The following is a 22,832-nucleotide window of genomic DNA, read 5'->3' as shown; positions in this document are numbered from 1 at the left end:
CTGCTCAGCCCTGATGGTTCTGCTGCCTGGCCAGATCCTTTTCGGCGTCACGCTGCTGCTTCCCTCGCCAGAACAGTTTCAAGGGAGTGCCGTCAAACCCGAGCCCTTCACGGATCTGACGCTCGACATAGCGTCGATAGGTGTCACCGAAAAGCTTGGGGTCATTCACGAACAGAGTGAAACTGGGGGGCCTAGTTGCCACCTGGGTGCCGTAGTACAGCCGGCCCTGACGTCCACCCCTGGTTGTGGGCGGGCTCCTCCAACTGAGGGCTTCCTTCAGCACTTCGTTGACCACAGAGGTGCTAACACGACGACGGTGCTGCTCCACGGCCAGAACCGCCAGGGCGAAAATGCTGTCGACACGCTGGCCAGTGAGCGCTGAGGTGAACAGCATCGGAGCCCAGTCGAGGAAATACAGCTTGGAACGCAGCTCCTTCTCCATGGCCGTCATGGTGTGGCTGTCCTTCTCCACGGCATCCCATTTGTTGACAACAACCACGCAGGCCCGACCGTCTTCTTCGATGCGACCTGCCAGGCGTTGATCCTGCTCAGTGACACCGTCTAGTGCATCGATGACCAGTACGCACACATCACTGCGCTCAATCGCCTTGAAACTGCGATTAATTCCAAAGAATTCAGGCCCGTAGTTGACACTGCGGCGGCGGCGAATACCAGCAGTGTCGACCAGGCGCCAGGGACGGTTTTCACGCACGATGCTGGTGTCAATGGTGTCGCGAGTGGTCCCTCGAATCGGACTCACGATGGCCCTCTGCTCACCGCAAATGGCATTTAGAAGGCTTGATTTGCCCACATTCGGACGGCCGATGATGGCCATCTGAATCGGCTCTTCCAGATCACCCTCCTGATCCTTTGGAGGCAGAAATGTGAGCACCTGATCCAACACTTCTGCAGTGCCTGCCCCGTGAATTGCAGAAATGGGGTAAGGCTCCCCCAATCCGAGGCTCCAGAACTCCGCAGCCATGGCCAGCCCTTGATCCGGTGACTCGCACTTATTCACGGCGAGCAGCGTTGGACAACGCTGACCGCGCAGGAACTCCGCGATGGCCTCATCCGATGCCGTAAGGCCCTGCTGACCGTCAACGATCACCACAGCGACACTGGCCTCCTCAAGAGCAAGCGCAGCCTGCTCACGGATTTCAGGCAGAAACTCACTGTCGTCATCGAACACCAGTCCACCGGTGTCGACCACCTTGAATTCCCGATCCCCCCAATAGCCATCCTGATAGGTGCGATCACGGGTCACACCGGGCTGGTCATGAACGATCGCCTCTCGACTGCGGCAGAGACGATTCACCAGCGTGGACTTACCAACGTTGGGGCGCCCGATAATCGCGACGACGGGAGGCGCCAAAAAGGTCTACAGCAAGAACAGTCTTGACAGTACAGAGGCGTCTGTCGGTGGGATGAGGCCCTGGAACGGAAGCAGCTCGACTTTTCATTTCACCGACAAGAATTGGAATTCTTTCCGAGTGAGACCAGTAAGTCTCAAGCGAGACAGCTAGCGGTAGATCAGTGCACCCGCTGTCAAGCCATCATGCTCGAACTGATCGCCACCCTGGTGGTTGACCTCTCAGATCAACAGCTCACTGTCTACGACAACAACCATGAAATCGTGCGGGTCATCCCCGTGAGCACCGGCAAAGCGTCCACGCCAACCCCCACTGGTGAAGCCAAGGTGCTGACCAAATATCGCTCCGTGACCATGCGCGGCCGGAACTATGTCGCACCCGGTGTGCCCTATGCGATGTGCATCACCGCCAACGAGATGATCTGCATGCACGGCGCTCCATGGCAGGAAGATGCCGGCCAGGCCTTCGGTGTTCCCCGCAGCAATGGCTGTGTACGCATGCCCACGCATCAAGCCCGCTGGCTGTTTGAGAACACGATCAAGGGCACCAAAGTGGTCATTCAGGTGTGAAGCTCATTGCACCGGCGGATCGCCTGGGTGCCCCTGCACAGGATCCGCCGGAGCATCGAGCAGAGCTGGCAGAGCCCCGTCTTCTGGCAGCTGTTCACCAGCTGAAACCAGCCAGGCCAGCAACCAGTTCACCGCGGTGGCACGGCGCGTGCGCCTTGGATAGAGCTCCGTGATGCGGTAGCCGCCGAACTGCAGTTGCTGCTTCAGCAGCTGTTTGGATTCCTTAGGAATCGACCGGGTCAGACGCACTGAAGCGGGCCGCGAAGCAATCACCTGCGGGGCTTCCGGAAAGGCCTCTCTCCAGGCGGCGGGGGTTGCAGGTCCGGACAGCCATGGCCCCTCACCAGCCTCAGGGGGGACATACCCCAATCGCTCCCAGACCAGCGAGGCCACGAATCGATCGCTGAGACGATCCTCGAGGATCACCATCAGAAGGGTCCGGCTCAGACTCCAGGAATGTGATGCCATCGCCGCATGCTGTCATCCACAGCCGTTGCCATAGCCCTGATACCACAACAACCCTTGATTACCTCTATTAACTTCTGACGCATGTACGTCTTCGACACAGCACTGGAACCGAAGACGTCACTTCTTAGTGATGCGCGCCTGCAGCGTCTGATTTTTCGGCTTCCAGACGAGGTCATGACAACCGCCAAACGCGATCGCCGACGTCTGCTAAAAAACCTGCCTAGCGCTGCAGTGTCTCCACCTCCCTGGGATGCACAGGGCATGGTGTGCTTCAGCTACAGCAGCAAGACCGGCATCAGCACTCCGGTGTTTGCCGACCGTCGTGACGCTCCTCTTGGCAACAGAGGCCTGCAACGAATTCGTGCGGGTTGCTCCGTGCGATTGACAGTGCGTCAGGTGCGACACCGCCAACCCCGTGCTGGCACCAGGCTTCAGGTTTTGAAGGTGCAAGTGCTTCATCTCGACGCTCCCCACCAGGGGGGACTGGCCAGTCCCCACAGCATTCAGAACGTGAACCTTCAGCTACCGCTGGATCTGATGCAGGAAGTGGAGCGACTGGCCCTCTATGAAGACTGGTCCAACCAAGCCTGGCTCCGCAACGCCATCGAAACCCAGGTTCGCAACACCCGTAGCCGGCTTGGACTGGATAAGTCTGCAGCCTGAAACCACGCTGGGGCCTGGTGTTGGCGAGAATGGGCGAATTGATTAAATCCCATGGTTCGGGGCCTGCGGTTGAGTGGAAGCAGCGTTGAGCGCTTTCTGCGCTGCAACGTGCTGCAGTCTCCACTTGCAGGAGTCAGCGACAAAATTTTCCGTGCTCTGGTGAGACGTTGGGCGCCAGATGCTCTGTTGTTCACGGAAATGGTGAACGCCACCAGCCTTGAGCTGGGCCACGGCAGGGGCAAAGTCGAGGAGCTGAGCGAGGAAACGGGGCCCATCGGCGTTCAGCTGTTTGATCACAGACCCGAGGCGATGGCCGATGCAGCCCAACGAGCCGAGGACGCCGGTGCCTTTCTGATCGACATCAACATGGGTTGTCCTGTCCGCAAAATCGCCCGCAAGGGCGGTGGCAGCGGCCTGATCCGCGATCCAGATCTGGCCTGCCGGATCGTGGAATCCGTAGCTTCAGCCGTTGGCGTGCCTATCACCGTGAAAACACGCCTGGGATGGTGCAATCAGCCGCAAATTGCAGGGTCTCATCAAGTGGCAGTGTCCTGGTGCAGGCAGCTGCAGGATGCGGGTGCAACGCTGCTGACCGTTCACGGTCGTACGCGAGAACAACGTTTCAGTGGATCCGCGGACTGGGAAGCCATTGCATTGATCAAGCAGTCCCTCAGCATTCCGGTCATCGCCAACGGCGATGTCAATAGTCCTGATGCCGCCTTGCGCTGCCTTGAGAAAACCGGAGCCGATGGGGTGATGGTGGGGAGAGCAACCATGGGCGCTCCCTGGCTGGTAGGTCAGATCGATGCGGCGCTGAGCGGACGCATTATTCCTCTCACGCCCGGTCCGCGGGAACGCCTGATGCTGGCATCTGAACAACTGCAGGCCCTGGTTGACTCGCGGGGAGCTCACGGCCTGCTGATCGCGCGGAAACACATGAGCTGGACCTGCACAGGATTCACCGGAGCGTCTCAGTTCCGCCAGAAGCTGATGCGTGCAACCACCCCTGATCAGGCACTGACATTGCTTCAACAACAGCAGGAGCAGCTGGCTTGAACTGGCTGCCACTGATGGTGCTGGTATGGCCTGTTTGGCTGAGGAGACAGCCTGAGCAGCAAAGCCCCATCTGGAAACGACGCAGTCTGATCCTGCTCATCAGCCTGCTGACCGCCCGGTATCTGCATTGGCGGATCACCAGCAGCCTCAACCTGAGCACGAACCTGAGCACGGGGTTAAGCCTGTTATTGCTGACTGCTGAAGCCTGGCTGCTCCTGTCAGGACTCTTGCCCTTATGGCTGGCCTGGCGTCGCTTTCCCGACCGTCGAGGCACGGTGCAGCAGCTGCAAGACCAGTGGCAGAACAGCGACTGGAGGCCGACGGTCGACATTCTCGTGCCCACTTACGGAGAACCCCTTGAGGTGCTGGAACGGAGCCTGATCGCCTGTAGTCATCAGAACTATCGGAACCATTGCGTGTGGGTGCTGGATGACAGTGGCCGAGACGAGGTGAAAGAACTGGCTCTCAAGCACGGCTGCCATTACCGCCATCGACCGGCTCGCACCCATGCCAAAGCCGGCAATCTCAATGACGGCTTAAAGCACTGCAGCAGCGAGCTGGTGGCGGTGCTCGACGCCGACTTCATTCCGCAACGAAACTTTCTCGATTGCTGCATTGGCTTTCTCCGGGACCCCTCGGTGGGGCTGCTTCAGACCCCGCAGACCTTCATCAATGCCGATCCTGTGATGCGGAACTTGGGCATGGAGCGTTGGTTACTGCCCGATGAAGAGAGCTTCTATCGATGGATCGAACCCGTTCGCGATAGCTGGGGCGCAGTGGTTTGCGCCGGCACTGCTTTTCTGGCTCGACGCAGCGCCATTGATTCAGTCGGAGGATTCAAGCAAGAGGCAATCTCAGAAGATTTCGTAACGGGGCTGCGGCTGCGTCGCAAGGGCTGGAAACTGCTCTATCTCCAACAGAAGCTCAGTGCGGGCCTAGCGGCGGAAACCATGGCCGACTTTGTGCGTCAGCGCCAACGCTGGGCGAATGGAACGCTGCAAAGTCTGCGACTGCGTGATGGTCCACTGGGTCCGGGCGACCTCCGCTTTGGCGAGCGGATGGCCTATCTCGAAGGCGTTGTGCACTGGTTCAACAACATGCCCCGGCTGGTGCTGATGCTGATGCCACTCAGCTACGGCCTGCTTGGCACTCTTCCAATCCTGATCAGCACCAGTGAAGCCCTCCGGATGCTGTTGCCACTCTGGGCAACACTTCTGCTCAGCATCGGCTGGATCAACCGCGGCTCCCGCACAGCCTTGCTCAGCGAACTCACCGGCTGGGTGCTAACGGTGCCGCTGACGCTGACGGTGTTCACCAATCTGATGGGACATATCGGTGGTTTTCGTGTGACACCGAAACACCAGAAACGCAATCGGGGCAGCTTCAGCATCGTGCTGGTGATCCCCCTACTGGTGCTGCTGGTGCTGAACCTTGTCAACCTGTTTGGACTGGTGGCAACGGCATCACTAGACAGCGAGATCCTTGACTCCCGGCCGCTTGGCCTGACCTGGGCGGTGATCAACCTGCTCAGCCTCTGGATTGCACTGCGTGCCTGCTGGGATCCACCCGCACGGGATCCGGCACCTTGGCAAGCCGTGTCCTTGCCGGCAGAGCTGGAAGACGGCGACGGGGAGTGGCGACCGTGTCGAATTACAGCCCTCAGCGAAAGCGGTGTGGAGCTAGAGGCAGCCATGGCAATGCCAGCAGTAGCGAAGATCGGCAGGCTTCGCTGGACTGACGACGTGCAGGCACTGCCCGTTGAACTGGAGACCAGCAAAGGCAATCAACTAGCGCTTCGCTGGCAGGAACTCAGCGACACGGCACGACAACAGCTCATTCTCTGGTTGTTCTGCCGGCCTTACTGCTGGCCGGAACGCCAGGCAACGCCTGAGTGGCGAGCATTGATCGTCCTGATCAGCCGTCTGTTCATCCTTCCCTCACGACGTCCGTTCCATCGCTGCCTGATGCCACAGAACCCCCCGCCTCCACACTCAGCCAAGCCAGAGATCACGGGTCCCTGTGATCGCCTGAGTCGCCAGCAAAAGGGCCACGAGAACATTGAGAGACACATGCAAACGGCGCACCCACAGGCGCCCGGCAATCTCGCGCTGACAGGCCATGGTCAGCAGCAGAAAAGCGAGCAACAAAAGTCCGCCCCAGGTGTGCGACTGCCAGACCGCAGGGGCAGCGAGGGCACGATCAGTCACTAGCAAAGGCTGGATCGTGATCAGCAGCAGAAACAGCCAACAGCTCCAGGCAAAGAGCAGCCGCAGGGCCAGCCGACGGGTGCGCAACAGGGCCAAAAACGCCAACACAACCCCTGATGCCTGCAGGATGGCAAGGACCCAGCTGCTCAGTCCTGCATCTGCGGCAGCCAGGTCATGACTCAAAGCGAACAGCACAGCCACGAGCAAACCAGCCGTTGCCCATCGACCGTGATCGACGTGTTCAACAGGCACGGTTGGGGCGATGGGATTGATCTCCAGACGACGCTCTCTGGCCAGAATCCCAAGTCGAATCGTGGCGCCGATCACCGGATACACAAATAGGATGATTAATACCGGATGCACCAGCGCAAGCCATTGGAGGGGTGTCAACGGTTGCAAAGCGGCGATCAAGGCAACACCTCAGGCCATTGCTGACGGATCAGCAGCAATGAGAAGTAGGGCCTCACATCGTCGGGCACCGCATGAGCCGCTGCCACCCACTGATCAGGCCAACCAACCCGTTGCGCAAAGAGAGCCCGATCAAGCAGCTCCTCCTGCTCCAGAGCTGCTCGCACCCAGGACCAACGCTGTCCCAGCTTGATCAAACCCAGTACCGTGGAGGTCTTGCGCGCACTCTGCAGCAAGGCGATCAACTCGGCATTGGTCTCAGGACAGGGGCGAATGAGCAAGCCCTCCTGCTGAAACGCCAGAGGGACATCGAGAGATCCCTCGACGGCAGCGGCAGCGGCGGCACACACCGAGGGAATGCCTGGAATCAAACGGAACGGCACATCAGGGTGATGGCGCCGCAGAGCCAATTGCACGTAGCTCCCGGTTGCGAACAGTGACACATCCCCTTCGCAAAGCAACACCACCCGGTTGCCGGATTTGACCTCTGCGGCCAAAACATCAGCAGCCTGTCTCCAGGCTGTGATCCGTGGCTGAGACTCATTCACCATGGGGAACAACAGAGGCAGGCAGCGTTGATCAGGCCGGATCCAGCGGAACGCAATCGCAAGAGCCATGCCCTCAGCCCCCTCATGAGCAATGGGGTGGGCAACGACATCAGCAGCTTCCAGCGCTCGAACTGCAGCCACGGTGAGCAGCTCAGGATCCCCGGGGCCTACGCCCACCAACACCAGCTGATCTGGAGAACACTCGGACGAGACGGACAACGGCAATGCAAGCCAACCAGCCATCCAGCATGCTGAACAGGGTGGCAACAGCTTTGATGCGCTGCTTCAGGATTGCTTCTGGCCCATGAGCGAACTGACTCTCTATTCAGCCCAATCCAACAGCATCCTGCTGAAAACCCGAGAGGGCAGGGAAATTCAGGATCTACTGAAGCAACGCGGCATTGGCTTCGAACGCTGGCAAACCCAGCATCGGCCCGAAACCAACGCCTCATCCGCACAGATTTTGGAAAACTACAAAAGCGAAATCGAACGAACCCAGGCTCGAGGGCATTACCCCAGCGTTGATGCCATCAGGGTGCTTCCCGATCATCCGGATCGTGTGTCCCTGCGCCGCAAGTTTCTGAATGAGCACGTCCATGCAGAGGACGAAGTGCGGTTCTTCGTGGAAGGCTGCGGCCTGTTCTGCCTGCACATTGGCGATGAAGTGATGCAGGTGCTCTGTGAAACCGATGACTGGATCAGCGTTCCCGCTGGAACGCCTCACTGGTTTGATATGGGAGAAACGCCCTATTTCTGCACATTGAGGTTTTTCAACAATCCGAACGGATGGGTTGCTGAATTCACCGGAAACGCAATCGCCGATCGCTATCCCCGCCTCAAGACCTCGTAGACGCTCAAGCCGCCAGCAGCAAACGAGCGTCGACAGCGGATTTCAACGATGCAGTCCTGCAGGGCAACTCAGCTGCCAAGGCCTGTTCATCCAGCAACATCGCGGCCTCTAGGTCAGCACAACGACCGATTAGGTCACGAACCAAAGGGTTGGACTTGAGGCCATCCCATTGCTCATCAGTGGTGCCGTTACGCAAAGCCTGCAGCGAATCTGCAACAGCGATCACAGGGTCTGGCATCGACATTGCAAAGTGACTGGGTCAATTCTAGAAGTGACCCAGGCTCCATGGCGTGTCTCTTCAGACTTCTTTTGGACTCTCGTTACGAACTTCCCGAGTCTGGCGGTCGCGCCATTCTCGAACACCTGAAAGCCTTGCAGTATCTGGAAATAGACAGGCAATCCCTGATCACGCATCAACTCCAACTGAATGCATGCGCACAGCTTCCGGTGCAGCCAGCTCACCGCGCAAAGCATCCACCTCCGCCGCGGCCAGCTCTTGAAGCCGAGGCACGATCACATCCCTGGGATAACGGTCTGCGCAAAGCACCCAGTAGAGGCCGAAATGGCGGGCTTCGCTCTTCAATAAGTCACCGTAGAGCGAGCGCAGATCTGGATCGGGGCTGTGTTCAGCGAGCAGGGCCATGCGCTCGTGGCTTCTGGCCTCGATCAGCCCCGCAACCAGGAATGAGTCGAGCATGCGCTCGGGCTCTCCTCGGCGTACTTGCTTGGCCAGCCATGCTCCGTAACCGGGAGAGGGCAGGGGTTCAAGATAGCGTCCCCGGTCCTTGAGCAGCCTCAACACCCGTTCAAAGTGTTCCAGCTCTTCCCGCGCCAGCGGACTGAGAGCCTCGCCCAGGCCTGGCTCGCACAAATAGCGAAACATCAGCTGAACAGCCGCCCCAGCCGCTTTACGTTCGCAATGAGCATGGTCGATCAGCACCTCCATCGGCCTGGCAATGGCCTGCTCAACCCAGCAACGGCTGGTGGGTGCTGCCAGCCAGCGGATGCTCGTCACCGACGAGGTGATGGTCATAGGGCAGCTCTGCGCAGGTGATGCAGCAGGCCATCGAAGGCCAGGTCATAACTGAAGGGCCCGAAGCCACTCACCACGCCAACGGCACGATCGGCCAGAAACGAGTTATGGCGAAAGGCCTCTCGGGCATGCGTGTTGCTGAGATGAAGCTCGACATAAGGAATCGCCACTCCCAACAGAGCGTCACGCAGAGCAATCGACGTGTGCGTGTAGGCGCCTGCATTCACGAGAATCCCGTTCACAACACCCATGGCCTGGTGGACGCGTTCCACCAGCGCACCCTCGAAATTGCTTTGAAAACACTCCAGCTGCACACCTGCTGCCGTTGCACGCAGATGCAGATCCTGCTCAATCTGCTCGAGCGTCTGATGTCCATAGAGGCCAGGTTCTCGTTGCCCCAACAGATTGAGGTTGGGGCCGTTCAGGAGCAGCAGGCGCATGGCCTTACGAGAATTCCTTTTGAACCTGATCGTATCGAGAACCAACGAGAGACACAGATCACTGAAAGGATCGCCAGGCCGACTGGTAAGTTCTTCGAGTGGTTCGGGTCGGTGCCCGAGTGGTTAATGGGGGCGGACTGTAAATCCGCTGGCTCTGCCTACGTTGGTTCAAATCCAACCCGGCCCATCCACCACAAGCCCTTGTAGCTCAGCGGTAGAGCACTCCCTTGGTAAGGGAGAGGTCTCGAGTTCAAGTCTCGACAAGGGCTTCATTCAACACCCAGGCACCCGGTGTTGAGTCCAGAGGCAATCAAGCATGGATTGCTCCTCAGAACGTCTGCTCTGGTGTTGAGTTGCGTCAGCTCTAAAGAGCTCGGCCAGCTCAGGTTTGATCGATGAAAACCTGCCCAAGAGCAACAATGCCCTGGTGATGCGACATCAGCGCATCATGTGGCGACAGCCGACAAGTGCCGCTAGCACTTGAAAAACGACTAGGCCATGGCAGCAACGCCCCTCCTTCTCGCACTGGATCAGGGCACCAGCAGCTCTCGCGCCGCCCTGTTTGACCCGCGTGGATTCCCCGTTGCCAGTGCCAGCGCTCCTCTAGCCATCAGCTACCCAGCAGACGGATGGGTGGAACAGAACCCTCGCGAAATCTGGGAAAGCCAGCGCTTGGCGATGGAGCGCCTGGAACAAACCATCAGCAAGGAACAGAAAGATGCTGTTGTGGCCTGCGGCGTTAGCAATCAGAGGGAAACAACGATCCTGTGGCGCCGCAGCGATGGACAGCCCTGCGGCCCGGCCTTGGTATGGCAGGACGGCCGCACCTCGGACATCTGTCAGCAGTGGAAAGAGGAAGGCCTGGAGCAGGAATGGTGTGCCCGCACCGGACTACTCCTAGACCCTTACTTCAGCGCCAGCAAGATCCGCTGGCTGATGCTGCATGAACAAAGCGCCTGCAGCGCTGCCGCCAACGACGATCTCTGCTTTGGCACGGTGGAGAGCTGGTTGCTGTGGAACCTCAGCGGGAACCGCCGGCACTGCTCGGACATGAGCAATGCCAGCCGCACTCTGCTCATGGACCTGAAAAAACGGGAGTGGGTGAATGCATTCTGCGAACGGACAGGCCTACCCCTGAGCGCATTGCCGGAGCTTGTGCCCTGCCGCGGCGACTTTGGAACGATTGCATCGGGACTCCCCTTTGCCGGAGTCCCGATCCATGCCCTACTCGGCGACCAGCAAGCCGCCACGCTGGGCCAGTTGTGCCTAGAACCAGGCGAAGCCAAATGCACCTACGGCACAGGTGCGTTTCTTGTGGTGAATACGGGCAGCACCATTCATCGCAGTGATGCAGGGTTGCTGAGCACCCTCGGCTGGACCGACGACCAGGGTGAGCCCACCTATTGCCTTGAGGGCAGTCTCTTCAACGCCGGCACGGTGGTGCAGTGGCTCCGAGACGGATTGGGGATCATCGAGAGATCTGAAGACGTCAACCGGCTGGCCCTCAGCGTTGAAGATTCGGGAGGAGTCATGCTCGTTCCAGCCTTCACAGGCTGGGGGACACCGCATTGGGATCCTGGTGCTCGCGGACTTCTAATCGGCTTGACCCGCGACACCGGTCGCGGACAAATCGCCCGTGCAGCCCTCGAAGGCATTGCGCTCTCGGTGGCAGGACTGGTTCAGGTCGCGGAGCAGTCCCTTGGCCAGGAGCTCGGAGAGCTGGCCGTGGACGGTGGCGCGGCCGCATCTGATCCACTGCTGCAGGCCCAGGCCGACAGCACCGGACTGAGGGTCCGACGTCCTGCCTATCTACAGAGCACCGCCCGTGGAGTCGCGCTGTTGGCAGGCGTTCAGGCCGGAGTGATCAACAGCCTGCAGGGTCTGGAATCCCTCCGCGGTGAGCAGGCGGACGTTTTTAATCCCTCGCTCAGTTGCGAACAACGCCAAAACTGGCTGAAGCAATGGAGTGACGCCATCTCAAGGAGCCTGCGCTGGCATGAATGACAACTGCTTCGACCTTCTGGTGATCGGCGGTGGGGCCGCTGGATCCTGCGTGGCCTATGAAGCCGTCCAGCGCGGGCTGAAGGTGGCCCTCCTCGAGGGCCATGACCTTGGTGGCGGCACCAGTTCGCGCAGCACCAAGCTCTTGCACGGAGGTGTTCGCTATCTCGAACTAGCGTTCAAAACCGCCGACACCGCTCAGCTTCGACTGGTGCGTGAAGCATTGCTGGAGCGCGGTCATTGGCTGAAACAGGCGCCATTTCTTGCCCATCGCCTTGAGCTGGCTCTGCCCACAGACGGGCTCTTCGGCCAGATCTACTACCGCCTTGGGCTCGGCATGTACGACGCCCTCTCAGGCCGTTCGGGAATCGGCAGCAGCCGGCTGATGTCTCGAGCACTGCTACAGAAAGCGTTGCCCGATCTGCGCAGCGATATCCGCGGTGGGGTTGCTTACAGCGACGGACAGTTTGACGATGCCAGGTTGAACCTGCTGATGGCACTTAGCGCCGAGCAGCACGGGGCGGTGGTCCGCACGCGGACCCCGGTGGTGGAGCTGGAAAAAGACAGCCATGGGAAGGTGTGCGGGGCCATCAGCGAAAGCCCGGATGGACACAGAGAACGCTGGCAAGCCCGCGTGGTGGTCAACGCCACTGGGATTCATGCCGATGTGCTGAGGCGCATGGCCGAACCCGATTGCCAGGAACGCATGTTGACCAGCCGCGGAGTGCATGTGGTGCTGAAGCAGCGACTCTGTCCACAGCAAATTGGCCTGCTGTTGCCGTCCACCGATGACGGCCGGGTGCTGTTCATGCTGCCCTTCTTCGGGAGCACATTGGTGGGCACAACCGACACGCCTTGCAGCCAACAGCAAGCAGCTGTGCCATCCGATCAAGAGCAGAGCTATCTCCTGGACTACGTGAAGCGATGGTTCCCAGGCCTAAACAGCATTGAAATCGGTAGTTGCTGGGCTGGAGGGCGACCCTTGCTTAAGCCTGCCGATGCCGACATGAACAGCAGCCGTGTGGTGCGTGAGCACGAGGTGGAGACGCTGCAAAGCGGTCTGGTGAGCGTGATGGGAGGCAAATGGACCACCTGTCGTCCCATGGCTCTCGACACACTCGTTGCCGTTGAGAAGCAACTCGGACAGTCACTGCCAGCGCCCGATGAACTGCCCCTGATCGGCGCTGACGCCAATCCACTGCAAACCCCAAACGGTCTGATTGCACAACGGTCAACCCTCCAGGATCTTTTGCCGAAATCGCCGCAGCAAGCGGAACAGATTGAACATCTTGAAAGCGGTCATGGCCTCCATGCGGAGGCCCTAGTGAACAGTTGGTCAGAAGCAGAGCGGGAACCTCTCAGCTCAGTGATGCCAATCTGCAGAGGAGAGCTACGGCATGCCGTCGAAGCCGAAAAGGCGAGAAGCGTCACAGACGTGCTGGCCCGGCGAACACGGCTGGCCATGGTCGACCGCGATGAAGCGCAACGATTGACTCCTTTGGTGAATGAAATTCTTGAGCAGTGCGGCCACGCCAACAGCACACCTCTGGAACTGAATCACTGATTGGAGTTCACTAACTCAGTGTTCACTGATCGCTCGGAGTTCACATCCTCCACTTCACCGATGAGCCACCAACTGAATCCATGGGCTGGCAGATAAACGAACCAATCCTCCGAAGCAGGCGGATATTCACACCCCCAGAAAACTTCACGCGTGCGCACACCGCTCCAGCGGCTGAGGTCAAGGTGCAGAGAGGCCCCAGCCGCCGAAAGGTTGGCAGCCACCAGCACCGTCATGCTGCCGTCACAGCGCACGTAGCTGATCACACCTGGGTGGGCACATTTCAGAAGCTCGAAATTGCCATGTCGCAGCGCCGGCAACAATCGCCGGCAGGTGAGCATGCGACGGTGCCAGTTCAGCAGTGAACCAGGCAGCTGCTTCTGCACTTCAACATTCACAACGCGGTAGTCGTAGCCGGGAGCAGTAATTGGTGGCAGCACAAGCAACGGATCAGGTGCAGTTGAAAACCCCCCGTTACGTGCAGGAGTCCAGGCCATAGGCGTGCGATTGGGATCGCGGTCGCGCAGTCCTGGCCAATCCCCCATGCCCAGCTCATCGCCGTAGTAGAGGCATGGCATCCCCGGCAAGCTGTAAAGCAAAGCGTGAAGAACACGGTTAGATCCAGGATCTCCATTGAGCAATGGCGCAAGGCGACGGTTGATTCCCCAGTTGAGCCAATGTCCCTGTCCTTGATGCAGACCGGCACGGATGGTCTGGATCACCTCCTCCGGGATCAGGTGACCATCTCCCAGCCACAGCTCATCATGGTTCCGCAGAGGCAAGGCCCAGCGGCAGCCACTAACGACCTTCTGTGCCTCCTCAAGACACTGACGCAGATTCTCCACACTGCCGCTGGCGATCGCAGCAAAGAGGTGTGCGGTCAGAGCGAAGTTGAAGGCGCCGTGGAGTTCATCCTGCAACAAATAGGGCGCGATTTCGCCAACAGGCTGGATCGCTTCCCCCACCAACAAAACATCCCGGCCATGGGAATCCACTCGCTGGCGCAGTCGCTTGAGAAAAGCGTGGGTTTCAGGAAGCCCCTCACAGCGTGAGTCCTCCTCTTCACACAGGAAAGGCACCGCATCAAGGCGGAAGCCATCGACACCACGATCAATCCAGAAATCCACCACATCCAACATCGCCTCCTGGACAAAGGGATTGGCGTAGTTGAGATCAGGCTGATGGCGCAGGAAACGGTGAAGGAAGTACTGACCTGCCACCTCATCCCATTCCCAGTTCGACGACTCGAAATGGCGGAAGAGCACCGGTGCATCCGCATAACGATGCGGGTCATCACTCCACACATAGATCTCACGCTCAGGGCTGCCCTGTGGTGCCCATCGAGCGCGCTGAAACCATGGATGGAGGGTGCTGGTGTGATTCATCACCAGATCCATCACCACCTTGAGGCCCTGCGCATGCGCGGCCGTCAAAAAACGATGGAACGCTGAAAGATCACCCAGATCCGGATGAATCGCTTTGAAGTCGGTGATGTCATATCCACCGTCATCCAGCGGTGAGGGATAGATGGGCGTCAGCCAGATCGCTTCCACCCCAAGCCAACGCAGATAGGGAAGTCGGCTTGCCAACCCCTGCAGGTCTCCGATCCCGTCCCCATTGCCATCGCGGTAACTGCGCACGATCAACTGATAGATGACGGCACCGTTCCACCACGGCTGCTGCTGACTCATCAGGCCGTTGCCTCTGATCACGGTGTAGTGGCGATCGTGCTCAACGTCATCCCTACGCCAACGGTTGAGCCCACGAAACTGCGAGCATGCACGCCATACTCAGCACGCTCATCCCCGTCATGGTCCAGGCCAACGCTGCACGAGCTTTCACCGAAACCGACCTGGAACGCCTGCGCAAACCCGTTTTGGAAGGCATTACCAGGCCGGAAACCTGGCGTCGTGAACAGCTTCAGCGCCTGCGTGAGCTTGTGACACAACACGAGTCAGAGATTCTCGAAGCCCTTCGCCATGACCTTGCCAAGCCAGACCTAGAGGGGATGGCAGAAGTTGTGACCTTGCTACAGGAACTCAAACTCGCTGAACGACGACTTCGGGCCTGGATGCGTCCACGCCGAATCCGTGTTCCATTGGTACAGCAGCCCGGCCGTGCCGATCTGATCCGTGAGCCACTCGGATGCGTGCTGTTGATTGGCCCCTGGAATCTGCCGTTCGGCCTCACGTTATGGCCTCTTGTCAGCGCCCTGGCGGCCGGCAACACCGCCGTGATCAAGCCCTCTGAACATGCCCCGGCAACCGCAGAGCTCATCGAGAAGCTCGTGCCCAAGCACTTCCCTAGCGATCTGGTTCAGGTTGTCAACGGCGATGGAGCTGTTGCAGCTCAACTGGTGAGGCAGCGCTTCGATCACATCTTCTTCACTGGCGGAGGCAAGATCGGAGCCAAGGTGCTGGAGGGGGCCGCCGCCAATCTCACGCCGGTCACTCTGGAGCTCGGCGGCAAAAACCCTGCGATCGTGCTGCCTGGTGCCGATCTGTCCATCACGGCACGCAGGCTGGTCTGGGGGAAGGGATTCAATGCGGGTCAGGCCTGTATCGCGCCGGATCATCTGCTTGTCCAATCAGAGATGCGTGCGCCTCTGCTGCAAGCCATCGCCGAGGAACGGCTGAAGCTTTACGGCAGCGATCCACTTGAATCCAAATCACTGGCGTGTCTGATTCACGACCGACATTTCGGCCAACTGGAGGCTTTGCTGAACCAGGCCAAAGACGAAGGCCGTGTGCTGCTCGGCGGTGAGTCGGACCCGATCAGACGCCGAATTGCACCAACTCTGATCAGCGTTCAAGACGAACAGGACCCGCTGATGGCCGATGAACTGTTCGGACCGCTGCTGCCAGTACTGGAGATCACCGATCTGAATGAGGCCATACAAAGGATCCAGAAGCAGGACAAACCGCTGGCTCTCTACTTATTTGGCGGTGACGACTGTGACCAGGAGCTGGTGCTGCGCAGCACCAGCTCAGGTGGTGTGTGTTTCAACGACGTGTTGATGCAATGTGGCGTCCCCGATCTGCCCTTCGGTGGAGTGGGAGCCAGCGGGATGGGAGCCCATCACGGAGAAGCAGGATTTAGAACCTTTTCCCATGAGCGATCTGTGCTGCGGCGTCCGTTCTGGCTTGATCTTCCTCAGCGCTATCCGCCTTACACCCTGAAGCCGGAAACATTCCGTCGTTTGTTGAGCTAACCAGCATTGAAATAAGTACAGCCTGGGACTGGCGCGCCACGGGAGGCACCTTATCTTTCGCCCAGCCAACGGACACGCATGCGCCGCACCCTCCTGACCGTCCTGGCCGCAATGGCCCTGACACCACTCGCCAGTCATGGCGCCAACGTGACGGTCAAGTCAGGAGAGACCCTTTCAGATATTGCCGCTCGCTACGGCGTTTCGATAAACAGTCTGATGCGCCTGAACGGCATCAGAAACTCAAATCATGTGGAGGCCGGTCAGACACTTCGGCTACCGGGGAGCGTTTCAGCAGGAAAGGGCCGCCATAACGTGCGCTCAGGTGACACTCTCAGCGACATTGCTGCGCAGTACAGAGTCAGTGAGCGTCAGCTGATGGCCCTGAATGGACTGTCGAGTGCTGATCATGTTGAGATTGGTCAGACCCTGAAGCTGCCCAGCAACGCGGTGCTTCCTCAGGCAAAGCCCAAAGCCGCTGCGAAGCCAGTGCCGATTCAGGCCAAGCCAAATGCCATCTCCCACACCGTGGCCCGTGGCCAAACGCTCACTCAGATCGCGAGGGCCTACGACATCCCGATCACGTCATTGATCAACATCAATGCCATCCAAAATCCCAATCAGGTCAACATCGGAACCCAGCTGATGCTGCGCTCCACCGAAAGCAACAGCAACACATCGATTACCACGTCGACAACAGCTGCTGAACGGCAACCCTTGGCAACCGAGAGCCAGCCCGTTGAGCAGAAGCCAGCTCAGGCCCAGTCAAAACCTGAGAGCGTCAAGCCTTCAGCGGCCCAACCAGCAACTGCGAAATCAGAGGCTGCGAAACCCGTGGCTGCGAAGCCCCAGGTTGTCAAACCCGTAACAACTGCCAAGGCGAGCCAGGCAACCACAACAAGCGTTCAGCCGAAGCCAGCGTCCTGGCGCACCTACGGCCCACTTCAGGTCGACTGGGGCAATTGGCAGTCGATGGGTGGAAGCGAGGTGGCTCCAACACTGAACAGCGATGGACAATCTCTCTACGTGGCTGTGAATTGTTCTGCCAGGAAGATCAATGCAACTGGCGCGAACGGGATGTGGAAAAGCTGGATCGCACCCCAGTCTGAATTCGAGAAGTCGCTCGTCAAGGATCGCTGTACAGCTGCAAAGGGTTGAACACGGGCTAAGCGGCGTAGTGCAAAGGCCAGGGATGGCGTAGAAAGCGCCGGCCGCTTTCTTTCAGATACAGGCGCTGGCTGCCGTCATCGGTTTCATGGATCAACTCCTCCTGAACCAGCCGCCGCGTGAGCCATCCCCAGTGCGCCGAGCGCCCTTCTTCAGCATTGAGCCGTTCGCTCAGCCTGCGAGCGTCTGTGCCATGAACCTCAGCCAGCAACTCCAAGACAGCCGTGGCCTGGTCAGACCAGTCCTGCCTCGAGGCACCGGAGAGACAACGATCACAACGCCCACAGGGAGGAACCAGTTCACCGACGGACAGCAGCAGAGCCTGTTCTCGGCATGTTTCACCCTCTGCTACGGCCTCCATACGTCGCAACTGTTGCTGCGCCAGCTCAATCCGACGCGACTCTTCAACGGCATCGCTGGCGGATGAACGGCGCAGTGCACTCTGCATCGCCCATCCAAGACTGGTTCGATCCCTCGGCGAGAACAGCACCAGACAGTGAGCCGGCTTGCCATCCCGCCCGGCACGACCTGACTCCTGCAGATAACCCTCCGGGGTACTCGGCAGATCCAGATGCAGAACTAAGCCGACATCTGGCCGGTCGACCCCCATACCGAAAGCCACAGTGGCCACCAGCACAGGATCCTGCGCTTCCAGGAAATGTTCGAGAGCCCGATGCCGAACATCAGGCTCAAGACCGGCGTGATAGGCGATGGCCTTAATCCCGTTGGCACAGAGACGCTCAGTCCAGCGCTCCACCGAAACACGGGTGCGGGCGTAAATCAGACAGGCGCCGCGGGCATTCTCCAAGGCCTCCATGACATCCTGCAGGGGATCTCCAACCCGCCGTCGCATGGCGTAGTGCAGGTTATGACGCCGAGCCGATCCCACCTGGATCAGCGGCCGCCGGAGATGCAGAAGACGGAGAAGATCTGCCCTGACCCTGGGGGCAGCTGTGGCACTGAGGGCCACCAGAGGGACCCCTGGACAGAGTGCTCGCAACTCACCCAACCGGCGGTAATCAGGACGGAAGTCATGCCCCCAGGCGCTGATGCAGTGGGCTTCATCCACAGCGAGCGCCACCAGATGGCCTCTGGCGGCATGCTCCTGCAGAACGGCACGGGTAGCTTCACCCTGAAGACGCTCCGGCGCGAGATACAACAGCCGCAGAGATCCGTCGCTGAGCTGCGAGAGCGTCTGTTGTCTCTGAACTAGCTGGATTCCTCCATGAAGACAGGCCGCTGCGATGCCTCGACGTCTCAACTGGAGAACCTGATCCTCCATGAGGGCCACCAATGGTGAGATCACCACCACAAGCCCTGATCTCACCAGAGCAGGCAACTGGTAGCAAAGCGACTTTCCCCCACCGGTCGGCAGCACTGCCAAGCAGTCCTGACCCTGCAATAGGCACTCCACAACGGGACGCTGTCCTGGCCGAAAATCGGACCAGCCGTAATGGCGCTTGAGCGCATCCAGCAGCAGGTCCAAAGCACTCCATAGATGGTGTGCATAGCCTACCGAGCCCCAGATCTAGTGGATCGGAGGAGGATCCAGCTGATCCGGTGATTCCTCAACCAACTGGAGTCGCACCCGCTTCCCTCCAGCCAATTCGCCCAGAGACACCCGCAACGTTGCACCGCTGAGACTCTGCAGCGCCGAGAGCACATCCCGGAGGTACGGCGTACTGCTTCCACTTTCCACCCAAAGCCGTTCCTGCAAACCACCCAGTCGTCGCCAAGAAGTATGCAGTTTGAGCACTGCCGATTCCAGAGACTGAGCCTGACCGACTGCATCAGCCAGCAATCCGAGTGCATCCAGCCGCTGCGCTTCCTGCATCGCCTTCTCCAGATCAAGCTCACCCTGCTGGAAGGCGCGGACGGCGACACTGGATTCCGTGGCCTTGGTGATCCATCGAGCGGTGTGGGTCACATCCTTGATGCGATCAAGCTCAGGCTCATCGCGCAGCACCTTGCGCAGGTCCTCCTGCTGTGGCTCCGGCAGCTTGGCCAACTCACGCACCAGCGGCGCCACAACTTTTGGTGGCAGCAGATTCTCCTGGGTGCGTTGCCGGATTTCCTCAGGGAGCAGAGGACTCGTGGCGGCCATGAACTCATCGGTCAGGCGTCGGACCTGCTTGCGAGTGATCTCCTGCCCTTCATTGGCAGCTTCAGAGATCATCAGCTGCACCTCAGGAGCCGCCTGAGCTGTTTCCATAAAGGCGCGTTTGGAGAACTGATTGACGCTGGTCTCCTCGAGCACGCCCTCACCCAGCATCTCCTGCGCTGACTCTGCAAGCTGGATCAAACCGTAGGCCCGGGTCTTACTAATCTCCCGCTCCCTGAGCCACTGCAGGAATCCTGCACCACGTCCCTCTCCCCCTCTCTTTTCACGATCGCGAACAGCCTTGAGGATCTTTCCACGCCAGATCTCAGTCTGTAGATCGAACTTGTCACAGACAGCCCAGGCCTGTTCCAAGCGAGCCAGAAACTCCATCGTGCTGATGTCGTCCTGCTCAGGATCTGGCAGATCCAGCTCCAGAACTGGAGTTTCCATATTCGTTGGCAGCAAGGCAGGCAGCACTCCGGAGGCTGGATGCTGGCATGGCGCAGAGCCGGCAAATGGCGGATCAGGGCGACATTGTGTGACGCAACGGCACTGCAGGGAAGGACCTAGAGATACGCTCAATGAGCTTTTAATTGCTACGAAGCGATGGCGATCTCCCGCGGTGACATGGTGCGGATCAAGCGCCCTGAGTCCTTCTGGTTCAACGATGTCGGCAAGGTCGCCTCAATCGACACGTCGGGCATCCGCTACCCAGTCGTGGTTAGGTTCGAACAGGTCAACTACAACGGCCTGCAGGGTTCAGATGGTGGCATCAACACCAACAACTTCGCGCTCGACGAACTCGAGCCGGCCTGAGTCTCTTGCCGGAACTTCCGGAAGTTGAGACGGTTCGCCGGGGACTGGCGAGCCGTCTCCAATCCTTTGTTATCCAGGAGGCCGAAATCCTCCGCGAGAGGGCTGTGGCCAGCCCTGGGGGTTCGACAGCGTTTTGCCAGGGGCTTGCTGGTCAGACAGTTGGCGACTGGCAGCGACGTGGCAAATATCTGATCGCTCAGCTGCTCCATCCCAACACCGGAGAGCCCAGTGGTTGCTGGGGTGTACATCTACGCATGACCGGACAGTTCCAGTGGCACGAAGAACCCACAGAACCTTGTCAACACACACGGGCGCGCTTCTGGAATGCGAAGGAGCAGGAGCTGCGTTTCGTCGACGTACGCAGCTTCGGAGAGATGTGGTGGGTACCAAAGGGCACCGCCACCGACTCCGTGATCACCGGATTGAAGCGACTAGGGCCGGAACCCTTTAACGAAGAGTTCAACGCTGGTTATCTACAGAAGAAGTTGAAAGGGTCCACACGTTCGATCAAGGCAGCTCTGCTGGACCAATCACTTGTTGCAGGAGCAGGAAATATCTATGCCGATGAAAGCCTGTTCGCAGCAGGCATTGCACCCCAAACACCAGCAGGCAGGCTCAACCGCAAACAACTTGAACAAGTCTGCGAAAGCCTTGTGCACGTGCTCGAGATCAGCATCGGCGTTGGAGGCACAACGTTCAGTGATTTCCGTGACCTTGAGGGCGTCAACGGCAATTACGGAGGGCAGGCCGCGGTCTATCGACGCACCGGGCAACCCTGCTTGAACTGCGGCACTTCAATTGAGCGGGTGAAGCTTGCGGGACGCAGCACCCATTGGTGCCCCACCTGCCAATCCTGAAACTCGGATGCGATAGGACAGAGAAGACGGGAAAGTGGGAGGCTCGCAACCGTTGGTTCAGGCTGCTGAAGAACTCTCAGCCACGATCAAGCTGCTGCATCGCCGAGGCTGGTGCGACGGCACGGGGGGGAACTTCAGCGTTGTGGCTTCACGTGAGCCTCTGAGATTGTTAATGGCCCCCAGCGGAGTCGATAAGGGATCGGTTCAACCCGAAGATCTGATCGAAGTGAACAGCAGCGGTGACGTCATCCGAGGAGTGGGCAAAGCAAGTGCAGAAACGCTGCTGCATCTGCGCATCATTCACTGTTGCAGAGCAGGGGCCGTACTGCACACCCATTCCTTGTCAGGAACTCTGCTGTCGAGAACGGAGCTGGACAAAGGCAGCGTGACTCTTGAGGGCTGGGAGATGCTGAAAGGCATCAAAGGGGTGACCACCCACAACACCAGAGTCAACGTGCCGATCATTGCCAACAGCCAGGATCTACAGACACTGAGCGAAGCAGCAGCAGGGCGGATGAGTGAAGCCCCTCATGGACTGTTGGTCTCAGGGCATGGGCTCTACGCATGGGGCGACGACCTGAGAGAAGCTCGTCGCCACACCGAAATCCTTGAATTCCTCTTGGAACTCACCTGGAGACAATCACTACTCGGGAGTCACTCGTGATTCAGGCCATCGTGTTGGATATCGAAGGAACAACATGCCCCATCGATTTCGTCAGCAAAACGCTGTTTCCTTTCGCCCAAAAGAACATGAAAGCGGCATTGATGTGCAGACCAAGCGATAAAGAGATTGATGCAATAGTGCATGAAGCCATCGAGGAATGGTGGACTGATTCGGATCCACACAGCCAAACAATGCTGAGTGAAACCAGGCAAAAGCCACCATCAACAGGGGAGGTGGAAGAGTATTTACAGCACCTGATTCGATCAGACAGAAAATCCACAGCCCTCAAAGAATTGCAAGGAATTATCTGGGAAAAAGGCTACTTATCTGGCGAGCTGAAATCACCCTTATTCAGTGATGTGCGACCACAGCTCGATGTCTGGAAAAACAATGGCATCAGTCTTGCCGTGTACTCATCCGGCAGCATTCATGCTCAGAAACTCCTTTACGCCCATACCAGCGAAGGAAATATCACAGATCGTTTTTGCCATTGGTTTGACACACGCACAGGACCCAAGCTGACTCAGCAAAGCTATACAAACATTGCTCAAAAACTAGGCGTTCAATCCAATCAGGTGCTGTTTGTCAGCGACCATCCAGGCGAATGCGATGCAGCCCAGCGGTCAGGAATGAACACTATTTTCTGCATACGTAAGGGCAATCCGCATCAAGACCCTGGCAACCACTCAGTGGCACAACAACTTTGCGACATTGATCTTTCCAAGATCAATAACCCGGATTAAAACCAATGCTGAGTTAAGCCTGACAGCAGCAAAAGCGCGTCGAGGCAAAAAAAAGCCACCCTCTCCGGGGTGGCTTTCTTCGTATCACTAGCGTGATAGAAA

Annotated in this window: 22 protein-coding genes, 2 tRNA genes and 1 pseudogene; 15 read left to right on the top strand and 10 right to left on the bottom strand. The window is 58.8% G+C overall.

Annotation, left to right across the window (positions count from 1 at the left end; genetic code table 11):
• Positions 1 to 4 precede the first annotated feature (4 nt).
• Entirely contained in the window at positions 5 to 1,372 is a 1,368-nt protein-coding gene (gene der / locus DXY31_RS11800) for a ribosome biogenesis GTPase Der (protein WP_114993962.1), read from the bottom strand.
• A gap of 183 nt (positions 1,373 to 1,555) precedes the next feature.
• Here der and DXY31_RS11795 point away from each other — a divergent pair, with 183 nt between their 5' ends.
• A complete protein-coding gene (locus DXY31_RS11795) occupies positions 1,556 to 1,939 on the top strand; it encodes a L,D-transpeptidase (protein WP_114994199.1) in 384 nt (127 codons plus the stop codon).
• Between the two features lie 3 nt (positions 1,940 to 1,942).
• Here DXY31_RS11795 and DXY31_RS11790 read toward each other — a convergent pair whose 3' ends face one another.
• Positions 1,943 to 2,407 (bottom strand): DUF1823 family protein, encoded by a 465-nt coding sequence (locus tag DXY31_RS11790; RefSeq protein WP_114993961.1) that lies wholly within the window; start codon positions 2,405 to 2,407, stop codon positions 1,943 to 1,945.
• An 81-nt stretch (positions 2,408 to 2,488) separates the two neighbouring features.
• Here DXY31_RS11790 and DXY31_RS11785 point away from each other — a divergent pair, with 81 nt between their 5' ends.
• The 3 genes and pseudogenes from DXY31_RS11785 to DXY31_RS11775 all read left to right on the top strand — a co-directional run.
• Complete coding sequence (locus DXY31_RS11785; RefSeq protein ID WP_114993960.1) at positions 2,489 to 3,070, top strand: hypothetical protein; 582 nt, start codon at positions 2,489 to 2,491, stop codon at positions 3,068 to 3,070.
• Between the two features lie 51 nt (positions 3,071 to 3,121).
• Complete coding sequence (gene dusB, locus DXY31_RS11780; protein ID WP_114993959.1) at positions 3,122 to 4,126, top strand: tRNA dihydrouridine synthase DusB; 1,005 nt, start codon at positions 3,122 to 3,124, stop codon at positions 4,124 to 4,126.
• Positions 4,123 to 6,105 (top strand): annotated as a pseudogene (locus tag DXY31_RS11775) (glycosyltransferase family 2 protein); the annotation flags it as partial. The gene dusB and the pseudogene DXY31_RS11775, both read left to right, overlap by 4 nt.
• Positions 6,106 to 6,117: 12 nt before the next feature.
• On the opposite strand, the gene DXY31_RS11770 reads toward DXY31_RS11775, so the two are convergent.
• Both DXY31_RS11770 and DXY31_RS11765 read right to left on the bottom strand, forming a co-directional pair.
• Positions 6,118 to 6,744, bottom strand: a complete 627-nt coding sequence (locus tag DXY31_RS11770) for a DUF4079 family protein (protein WP_371639389.1) — start codon at positions 6,742 to 6,744, stop codon at positions 6,118 to 6,120.
• The gene (locus DXY31_RS11765) at positions 6,741 to 7,532 is read right to left on the bottom strand and encodes a precorrin-2 C(20)-methyltransferase (protein ID WP_114993958.1); all 792 of its coding nucleotides are present in this window, start codon (positions 7,530 to 7,532) and stop codon (positions 6,741 to 6,743) included. The genes DXY31_RS11770 and DXY31_RS11765 overlap by 4 nt, the downstream gene beginning before the upstream one ends.
• Positions 7,533 to 7,593: 61 nt before the next feature.
• Here DXY31_RS11765 and DXY31_RS11760 point away from each other — a divergent pair, with 61 nt between their 5' ends.
• Positions 7,594 to 8,139, top strand: a complete 546-nt coding sequence (locus tag DXY31_RS11760; RefSeq protein WP_114993957.1) for an acireductone dioxygenase — start codon at positions 7,594 to 7,596, stop codon at positions 8,137 to 8,139.
• 4 nt (positions 8,140 to 8,143) lie between these two features.
• Here DXY31_RS11760 and DXY31_RS11755 read toward each other — a convergent pair whose 3' ends face one another.
• From DXY31_RS11755 to aroQ, 3 genes are all read right to left on the bottom strand, one after another.
• A complete protein-coding gene (locus DXY31_RS11755) occupies positions 8,144 to 8,377 on the bottom strand; it encodes a hypothetical protein (protein WP_114993956.1) in 234 nt (77 codons plus the stop codon).
• A 168-nt stretch (positions 8,378 to 8,545) separates the two neighbouring features.
• Positions 8,546 to 9,172 carry a tRNA-(ms[2]io[6]A)-hydroxylase gene (locus tag DXY31_RS11745; RefSeq protein WP_114993954.1) on the bottom strand — a complete coding sequence of 209 codons (627 nt, stop codon included), beginning with the start codon at positions 9,170 to 9,172 and terminating at the stop codon, positions 8,546 to 8,548.
• Positions 9,169 to 9,612: a type II 3-dehydroquinate dehydratase gene (gene aroQ, locus DXY31_RS11740; protein WP_114993953.1), complete on the bottom strand. Its 444-nt coding sequence runs from the start codon at positions 9,610 to 9,612 to the stop codon at positions 9,169 to 9,171. The genes DXY31_RS11745 and aroQ overlap by 4 nt, the downstream gene beginning before the upstream one ends.
• A gap of 105 nt (positions 9,613 to 9,717) precedes the next feature.
• Here aroQ and DXY31_RS11735 point away from each other — a divergent pair.
• From DXY31_RS11735 to DXY31_RS11720, 4 genes are all read left to right on the top strand, one after another.
• Positions 9,718 to 9,799 (top strand) — tRNA-Tyr (locus DXY31_RS11735).
• A 10-nt stretch (positions 9,800 to 9,809) separates the two neighbouring features.
• Positions 9,810 to 9,881, top strand: a tRNA-Thr gene (locus DXY31_RS11730).
• A gap of 229 nt (positions 9,882 to 10,110) precedes the next feature.
• Complete coding sequence (gene glpK, locus DXY31_RS11725; RefSeq protein ID WP_114993952.1) at positions 10,111 to 11,616, top strand: glycerol kinase GlpK; 1,506 nt, start codon at positions 10,111 to 10,113, stop codon at positions 11,614 to 11,616.
• On the top strand, positions 11,609 to 13,177 hold the full coding sequence (locus DXY31_RS11720) for a glycerol-3-phosphate dehydrogenase/oxidase (protein WP_114993951.1): 1,569 nt from the start codon (positions 11,609 to 11,611) through the stop codon (positions 13,175 to 13,177). The genes glpK and DXY31_RS11720 overlap by 8 nt, the downstream gene beginning before the upstream one ends.
• Here the strand turns inward: DXY31_RS11720 and DXY31_RS11715 are convergent.
• Positions 13,171 to 14,865 carry an alpha-amylase family protein gene (locus tag DXY31_RS11715; RefSeq protein WP_114994197.1) on the bottom strand — a complete coding sequence of 565 codons (1,695 nt, stop codon included), beginning with the start codon at positions 14,863 to 14,865 and terminating at the stop codon, positions 13,171 to 13,173. The two genes, DXY31_RS11720 and DXY31_RS11715, sit on opposite strands and share 7 nt — an antisense overlap.
• Positions 14,866 to 14,984: 119 nt before the next feature.
• Here DXY31_RS11715 and DXY31_RS11710 point away from each other — a divergent pair, with 119 nt between their 5' ends.
• Together DXY31_RS11710 and DXY31_RS11705 are read left to right on the top strand one after the other, a co-directional pair.
• Entirely contained in the window at positions 14,985 to 16,385 is a 1,401-nt protein-coding gene (locus DXY31_RS11710) for an aldehyde dehydrogenase family protein (RefSeq protein WP_114994196.1), read from the top strand.
• Between the two features lie 78 nt (positions 16,386 to 16,463).
• Positions 16,464 to 17,540 carry a LysM peptidoglycan-binding domain-containing protein gene (locus DXY31_RS11705; RefSeq protein WP_114993950.1) on the top strand — a complete coding sequence of 359 codons (1,077 nt, stop codon included), beginning with the start codon at positions 16,464 to 16,466 and terminating at the stop codon, positions 17,538 to 17,540.
• Between the two features lie 7 nt (positions 17,541 to 17,547).
• Here the strand turns inward: DXY31_RS11705 and DXY31_RS11700 are convergent, their stop codons facing one another.
• Together DXY31_RS11700 and DXY31_RS11695 are read right to left on the bottom strand one after the other, a co-directional pair.
• On the bottom strand, positions 17,548 to 19,035 hold the full coding sequence (locus tag DXY31_RS11700) for an ATP-dependent DNA helicase RecQ (RefSeq protein WP_114993949.1): 1,488 nt from the start codon (positions 19,033 to 19,035) through the stop codon (positions 17,548 to 17,550).
• 42 nt (positions 19,036 to 19,077) lie between these two features.
• The gene (locus DXY31_RS11695) at positions 19,078 to 20,100 is read right to left on the bottom strand and encodes a hypothetical protein (protein WP_114994195.1); all 1,023 of its coding nucleotides are present in this window, start codon (positions 20,098 to 20,100) and stop codon (positions 19,078 to 19,080) included.
• Positions 20,101 to 20,256: 156 nt separating this feature from the next.
• Here DXY31_RS11695 and DXY31_RS11690 point away from each other — a divergent pair, with 156 nt between their 5' ends.
• From DXY31_RS11690 to mtnC, 4 genes are read left to right on the top strand one after another with little or no spacing between them, the layout of a single operon-like run.
• A complete protein-coding gene (locus DXY31_RS11690) occupies positions 20,257 to 20,466 on the top strand; it encodes a photosystem I reaction center subunit IV (RefSeq protein WP_066912053.1) in 210 nt (69 codons plus the stop codon).
• Positions 20,467 to 20,471: 5 nt separating this feature from the next.
• The gene (locus tag DXY31_RS11685; RefSeq protein ID WP_114993948.1) at positions 20,472 to 21,323 is read left to right on the top strand and encodes a DNA-formamidopyrimidine glycosylase; all 852 of its coding nucleotides are present in this window, start codon (positions 20,472 to 20,474) and stop codon (positions 21,321 to 21,323) included.
• Between the two features lie 52 nt (positions 21,324 to 21,375).
• Positions 21,376 to 21,987, top strand: coding sequence for a methylthioribulose 1-phosphate dehydratase (gene mtnB / locus DXY31_RS11680; RefSeq protein ID WP_114994194.1), 612 nt, complete (start codon positions 21,376 to 21,378; stop codon positions 21,985 to 21,987).
• Entirely contained in the window at positions 21,984 to 22,730 is a 747-nt protein-coding gene (gene mtnC / locus DXY31_RS11675; RefSeq protein WP_114993947.1) for an acireductone synthase, read from the top strand. The genes mtnB and mtnC overlap by 4 nt, the downstream gene beginning before the upstream one ends.
• Positions 22,731 to 22,832 lie beyond the last annotated feature (102 nt).

This window comes from Synechococcus sp. UW179A (genome assembly GCF_900473965.1).
In the GTDB taxonomy this organism is placed as follows: Bacteria; Cyanobacteriota; Cyanobacteriia; order PCC-6307; family Cyanobiaceae; genus Synechococcus_C.
This window is presented reverse-complemented; position numbering and strand designations above follow the sequence as displayed.